The sequence below is a fragment of the Mesorhizobium sp. P5_C1 genome (assembly GCF_054049815.1).
The window spans coordinates 1-5,637 of sequence record NZ_JBFULQ010000380.1; the positions used below are offsets into that span (position 1 = coordinate 1).

A 5,637-nucleotide genomic window follows, 5' to 3' on the forward strand; every position below is an offset into this window, starting at 1 on the left:
ATTCCAGGCTGATGGGACTTGACGAAGCCGGCACGCTGTCGGCGCTCCTGTGCCATCGACCTGCTGGAGCCCTATTTGCGGCTGGTAGGGGACCACATGAAATCATGGTTCAAGAACGATTCGGATTTCGATCCCATCCGCAGCCACCCGCGCTACAAGGATCTGCTGAAACTAATCAGCTAGCGACAGCGCCATATTTGCTGTGAGTGATTGGTGATCCCGACAGGAATCGAACCTGTGACCTACAGATTAGGAATCTGCCGCTCTATCCTACTGAGCTACGGGACCACGCGGCCAGACACATAGCCGCTTCGGATCGTTTCGCCAAGAGGCCGGCCGAACGCAATTCGGCCGGCCCCGTGGGCGACACGCATCAGGCGGCGAGTGCCGTCTCCGCCAGTTTCACCCAATAGCTCATGCCGTGCGGGATGACCTCGTCGTTGAAGTCGTAGGCCGGGTGGTGGAGGCCGGCGGTGTCGCCATTGCCGATGAAGATGAAGGCGCCGGGGCGGGCTTCCAGCATGTAGGAGAAATCCTCGCCGCCCATCACCGGCTGGATGCCGCGGTGCACATGGGCATCGCCGGCGACACCGGCCGCGATATCGCTGRCAAACACCGTCTCTTCCGCATGATTGAAGGTCACGGGGTAATTCGCCTGATAATCGACCTCGATCCTGGCGCCAAACGCGGTCGCCAGCCCGTCGCAGATGGCGCGGATGCGCTCTTCGGACTTTTTGGCGATTTCCTTGCGCAGGGTACGCACGGTACCGGCGATTTCGGCCGTCTCGGGAATGATGTTGTAGGCATCGCCGGCATGGAACTTGGTCACCGACACCACCACGGCCTCGACTGGATCGGTGCTGCGCGAGGCGATCGTCTGCAAGGCGCCGACCAGCTGGCTGGTGATGACGATCGGGTCGATGGTGCCGTGCGGCATTGCTGCATGGCCGCCCTTGCCGCGCACGGTGATGGTGAACTCGGCCGTCGCCGCCATGATCGGGCCCGGGCGGATGGCGAACTGCCCGACAGGCAGGCCGGGCATGTTGTGCATGCCGAACACCTTGGAGATGTCGAAACGATCCATCATGCCGTCCTTGACCATCTCGTTGCCGCCGCCGCCGCCTTCCTCGGCCGGCTGGAAGATCACCGCCACCGAGCCGGTGAAGTTGCGCGTCTCGGCGAGGTATTTCGCAGCACCCAAAAGCATCGCCGTATGGCCGTCATGGCCGCAGGCGTGCATCTTGCCGGGAATGGTCGAGGCGTAGGGCTTGCCGGAGATCTCGTTGAGCGGCAGCGCATCCATGTCCGCGCGCAGGCCGATGGTGGGGCCTTCGCCCTGGCGGCCGCGGATGATGCCAACCACGCCGGTCTTGCCGAGGCCGGTCACCACGTCGTCGCAACCGAAGGCCTTTAGCTTCTCGGTGACGAAGGCGGCGGTCTTGAAGACGTCGAAGTTCAGTTCCGGCGTCTGGTGCAGATGCTGGCGCCAGCCGGCAACTTCGTCCTGCATTTCGGCGGCACGGTTCAGGATTGGCATGATGGTTCCATCTCGCTGTTGGGACAGGCGGGTGTTGTCCGCTGCCTTGCAATTGTGATCGTCAGGCGCTTTGCCATGTTGGCGTCACATAGAGTAAATAGCACCGCAACGATGCAGTCCGGTTTTTGAGGGTCGGACTGCATCGTGCTGGCGATCGCGTAACGAAATCTTACGGAGCCAGGGGCGACTACGGCAAGAGGCGATTTCGGATTTGATCATGCGGCACAGGCATTTCCTCAAACTATTCTCGGCTGGCGCAATCGTGCTGTCGGTCCTGGCCGGGTCGGCGCAGGCCAATCCGGTCGTTGTGTTCGATCTCAACAACGGCCAGATCCTGCAGCATCAGGATGCGTTCAAGCGCTGGTATCCGGCGTCGCTGAGCAAGTTGATGACCGCTTATGTGACCTTCCGGGCGATCGCGGCTGGCGAGGTCCAGCTCGATTCGCCGATCAAGGTGACGAAACACTCGGCCTCCCAGCCGCCAAGCAAGATGGGCTTCAAGCCTGGCTCGGTGATGCGGCTCGACAACGCGCTGAAGATGATGCTGGTCAAGTCCGCCAATGACATCGCCATGGCCGTCGGCGAGAATATCGGCGGCTCGCAGGCAGCCTTCGCCGAACGGATGAACGCCGAGGCGACCCGGCTCGGGATGAACGGCACGCATTTCGTCAATCCGAACGGGCTCTATTCGCCGGACCAATATACGACGGCGCGCGACCTCGCCGTGCTGGTGATGGCCATCCGGCGTGAGTTTCCGCAATATGCGCCGTGGTTCTCGATCGAGGGGCTTGCGGTCGGCAAGAAGGCGATCCCGAACTACAATCTGCTGATCGGCCGGTATCCCGGCGCCGACGGCATGAAGACGGGCTTCGTCTGCCCCTCCGGCTTCAACATGATCGGCTCGGCGACCCGCAATGGGCGCACGCTCGTGGCGGTCGTGCTTGGCGAGAAGTCGGCAATCACCCGTGCCGAGGCCGCAGCGAAATTGCTCGACCAGGGTTTCGACACGCCGGCCGCCGGCTCGACCACCATCGCCACGCTGGCGCCCTATGGCGACACTATCTCGCCCAACGACATGCATGATGAGATCTGCAAGAAGAAGGCGCGGGCGGAGCAGTCCGAGGCACCGCCCGCCGCCGCTGCCGCCAAGGATGTGCCGAAATCGCCCTACCATGAAAAGCTCGACCATGTGCCGACGCTGGTTGCCGTCGGCCTCGGCGGTGCCACCGGTCCGGCGCCGAAGGCCATGCTCGACCAGGGCGGCCAAGAGTATGCCGACGTGCCGATCCCGAGCTGGCGTCCCGACCAGCCGGCGCCGGCCGGCACAGGCCCGGTCGTTGCCGGTCCCGCCGCGCAAGGCGACCAACCGGTCAAGGTCGCGAACTAGCCGGATGAGCGGCTTCCCGATCCCTGTTTCGGTGCTGACCGGTTTTCTCGGCGCCGGCAAGACGACACTGCTCAACCGGCTGTTGAAAGATCCGGCGCTGGCCGACACGGCGGTCATCATCAACGAATTCGGCGAAGTTGCGATCGACCATCTGCTGGTCGAGCAGGCGTCCGACGGCATCATCCAGCTGTCGGACGGCTGCCTGTGCTGCACGGTGCGCGGCGAACTGGTCGACACGCTGGCCGACCTGGTCGATCGGCTGCAGACCGGCCGCATCGCCCGTCTGGCCCGCGTCATCATCGAGACCACGGGGCTAGCCGATCCGGCGCCGGTGCTGCAGTCCATCATGGCGCATCCCGCGCTGGTCCAGGCCTTCCGGCTCGACGGCGTCATCACGCTGGTCGACGCGGTCAATGGCAATGCCACGCTCGACGCGCATGTCGAGGCGGTCAAGCAGGTGGCGGTTGCCGACCGCATCGTTCTCAGTAAGGCCGATCTGGTCACCGACCCGCATGAATTGGAAACGCTGCGGGTGCGCCTGCGGCAGATCAATCCGGGCGCCGATTTGCTTGACGTTGCCGACACGAAGACAGGCGTGGCGGCGCTGTTTGATTGCGGTCTCTACAATCCGGCGACCAAATCCGCCGATGTGCGGCGCTGGCTGGGCGAGGCGCATGATCATGATCATCATGACGGCCATGATCACGAGCATGACCACGGCCACGGCCACGATCAGCGCGTGCGTACTTATTCGCTGGTCCACGACGGCCCGGTGCCGTTTTCAGCGATCGAGATGTTTCTCGACCTGTTGCGCTCGGCACATGGCGAGCGTCTGCTGCGGATGAAGGGCGTCATCGAGCTCAGCGAAGACCCGTCGCGGCCGTTGGTGATCCATGGCGTGCAGAAAATCCTGCATCCGCCGGTGCAATTGCCGTCCTGGCCGGATGGCCAGCGCGGCACGCGGCTGGTGCTGATCACGCTCGATATGCCGGAAGACTATGTGCGTCGGCTGTTCGCCGCCTTCACCAACCGGCCGTCGATCGACACGCCCGACCGCGCGGCGCTGGAAAACAATCCGCTGGCGATCGCAGGGCGGTAAACTCTACGATTGCTGCTCGCCGCGCTCGACCAGAAAGCGATGACCGCCTGACACCGCCGCCGTTTCGACGAGATGGTGGCCGCTGTCGGAACAGAATGCCGGGATGTCGATGACGGCCAGCGGGTCGGTGGTTTCGAGCCAGAGCCGGCTGCCTGGCTGCATTCCGGCCAGCCGCTTCTTTGCTTTCAGCACAGGCAAAGGGCAGTTCAGCCCCTTGAGATCGTAGACGGTCGCAGGCTTGGAAACCTTGTTTTCAAGCATGTCGTTGTCCCAAAACCGCTACGCACCTTTGGGTGGCATGCATTGGCGAAAAACCTCAACCGCCGAACATGCCGAGCAGCTTGTTCTTCAGTCTGGTGACCCTGCTCTCGTCGGCGCTCGCCGCCTGTGTTTCAGCCTCAGGCGCGGCCTCCATGGGGGCTGAGATGGTGGCGGTGGCGACAGGCGCTTCCTTGGCGGCCTTGGCCGCCTCTTTCTGGGCTTTGGCCGCTTCCTTCTCGGCCAGAGCCTGCGCCTTGGCGGCTTCCTTGGCCTGCCTGGCTGCCTCTATGGCGGCAAGCCTCTGCTCCTCGGCCTTCTGCTTGGCGGCTTTTTCGGCGTCGAGTGCAGCCATCTTGCGGCCGGCCGGCGAATCGATGCGGCCCATGCGCGCCGTCTCGGTCACCGAGCCATCGGTGTTGAGCGACGGCGGATCGATCGGCACACGCTCGCCGCGCGCCCGGCGCTTGGACCAGTCGGAGACGATGCTGGCTTCCTTGACGCCGGCGATGGTCGGCTTCGGCGGCGGCGCGCTGGCCTTGAGCGCGCCGTTGAACGCGGCGTCATAGGTGCTCTGATAGGCGTTGTAGGCGCTCTTCAAGGAATCCGGTTGTGTGGTCGCCGGGCAGGTGCCGGTCGGATCAAATGTCTGGCCGTCGGCGGCGACCTGGTTGAAGACATAACGCTTCTCGCAGACGTCGACCTTCGGCGGCACCTTGGTGACCTCGAAATTGTCGTAGCCAACCTTCAGCATCTTCCAGAACTCATAGTTCGGGTCGTTGCGGTAGCGGGCCATGTTGGCCGCGGTCATGCGGAACGGAAAAGCCTGGATCTGGAATTCGGTCTGGCCACCCTGGAAGGCATCGCGGCCAAAGGCATAGATCTGCTCGATCTGCGCATCGGTCATCGAATAGCAGCCCGACGACGAGCAGGCGCCGTGCACCATCAGATTGGCGCCGGTGCGGCCATTGGCCCGGTCGTAGGCATTGGGAAAGCCGATGTTGAAGGACAGATGATAGTTCGAGCGCGGGTTCATCTGCGACGGGCGCACCGTGTAGAAGCCCTCCGGCGCCTGGCGGTCGCCTTCGGTGTATTTCGGCCCGAGCTTGCCCGACCATTTGCAGATGTCATAGCTCGCCACCATGTCGTAGCGGCCGTTGGTCTTGGCCTTCCAGATTTCGAGCTTGCCCTCTTCCTTGAAGATGCGGGCCATCACCGACGAGGTGCGCACCATGCCCTTGGCCCTCATGTCGGCGAGGATCTTGTCGGGCAGCGGCTTGTTGGCCTCCGGGGCAAAATCCTTCATCGACGAATCGTTGCAGCCGGCAACGCCGAGGGCAGCGATCAGGATTCCAG

General features: G+C 63.5%; 6 protein-coding genes and 1 tRNA gene. 3 read left to right on the top strand and 4 right to left on the bottom strand.

The window, feature by feature from the left end:
* Positions 1 to 18: 18 nt before the first annotated feature.
* Positions 19 to 183: a TPR end-of-group domain-containing protein gene (locus ACXJ7R_RS23620; RefSeq protein ID WP_457153953.1), complete on the top strand. Its 165-nt coding sequence runs from the start codon at positions 19 to 21 to the stop codon at positions 181 to 183.
* A 28-nt stretch (positions 184 to 211) separates the two neighbouring features.
* Here ACXJ7R_RS23620 and ACXJ7R_RS23625 read toward each other — a convergent pair.
* Both ACXJ7R_RS23625 and ACXJ7R_RS23630 read right to left on the bottom strand, forming a co-directional pair.
* Positions 212 to 288: transfer RNA gene (locus ACXJ7R_RS23625), tRNA-Arg, on the bottom strand.
* An 85-nt stretch (positions 289 to 373) separates the two neighbouring features.
* Entirely contained in the window at positions 374 to 1,537 is a 1,164-nt protein-coding gene (locus tag ACXJ7R_RS23630; RefSeq protein WP_457153954.1) for a M20 aminoacylase family protein, read from the bottom strand.
* Between the two features lie 217 nt (positions 1,538 to 1,754).
* On the opposite strand from ACXJ7R_RS23630, the gene ACXJ7R_RS23635 reads away from it, so the two are divergent.
* Together ACXJ7R_RS23635 and ACXJ7R_RS23640 are read left to right on the top strand one after the other, a co-directional pair.
* Positions 1,755 to 2,924, top strand: a complete 1,170-nt coding sequence (locus ACXJ7R_RS23635) for a D-alanyl-D-alanine carboxypeptidase family protein (protein WP_457153955.1) — start codon at positions 1,755 to 1,757, stop codon at positions 2,922 to 2,924.
* Positions 2,925 to 2,928: 4 nt separating this feature from the next.
* On the top strand, positions 2,929 to 4,023 hold the full coding sequence (locus ACXJ7R_RS23640) for a CobW family GTP-binding protein (RefSeq protein ID WP_457153956.1): 1,095 nt from the start codon (positions 2,929 to 2,931) through the stop codon (positions 4,021 to 4,023).
* Positions 4,024 to 4,026: 3 nt separating this feature from the next.
* Here the strand turns inward: ACXJ7R_RS23640 and ACXJ7R_RS23645 are convergent, their stop codons facing one another.
* Both ACXJ7R_RS23645 and ACXJ7R_RS23650 read right to left on the bottom strand, forming a co-directional pair.
* Positions 4,027 to 4,284, bottom strand: a complete 258-nt coding sequence (locus tag ACXJ7R_RS23645) for a sulfurtransferase TusA family protein (protein ID WP_457153957.1) — start codon at positions 4,282 to 4,284, stop codon at positions 4,027 to 4,029.
* A 55-nt stretch (positions 4,285 to 4,339) separates the two neighbouring features.
* A partial coding sequence (locus ACXJ7R_RS23650) for a L,D-transpeptidase family protein (protein WP_457153958.1) occupies positions 4,340 to 5,637 on the bottom strand: 1,298 nt, incomplete at its 5' end.

Coding starts and splice junctions, on each gene's coding strand:
- ACXJ7R_RS23635 (WP_457153955.1), top strand. CDS start 1,755: ATGCGGCACAGGCATTTCCTCAAACTATTCTCGGCTGGCGCAATCGTG.
- ACXJ7R_RS23640 (WP_457153956.1), top strand. CDS start 2,929: ATGAGCGGCTTCCCGATCCCTGTTTCGGTGCTGACCGGTTTTCTCGGC.
- ACXJ7R_RS23645 (WP_457153957.1), bottom strand. CDS start 4,284: ATGCTTGAAAACAAGGTTTCCAAGCCTGCGACCGTCTACGATCTCAAG.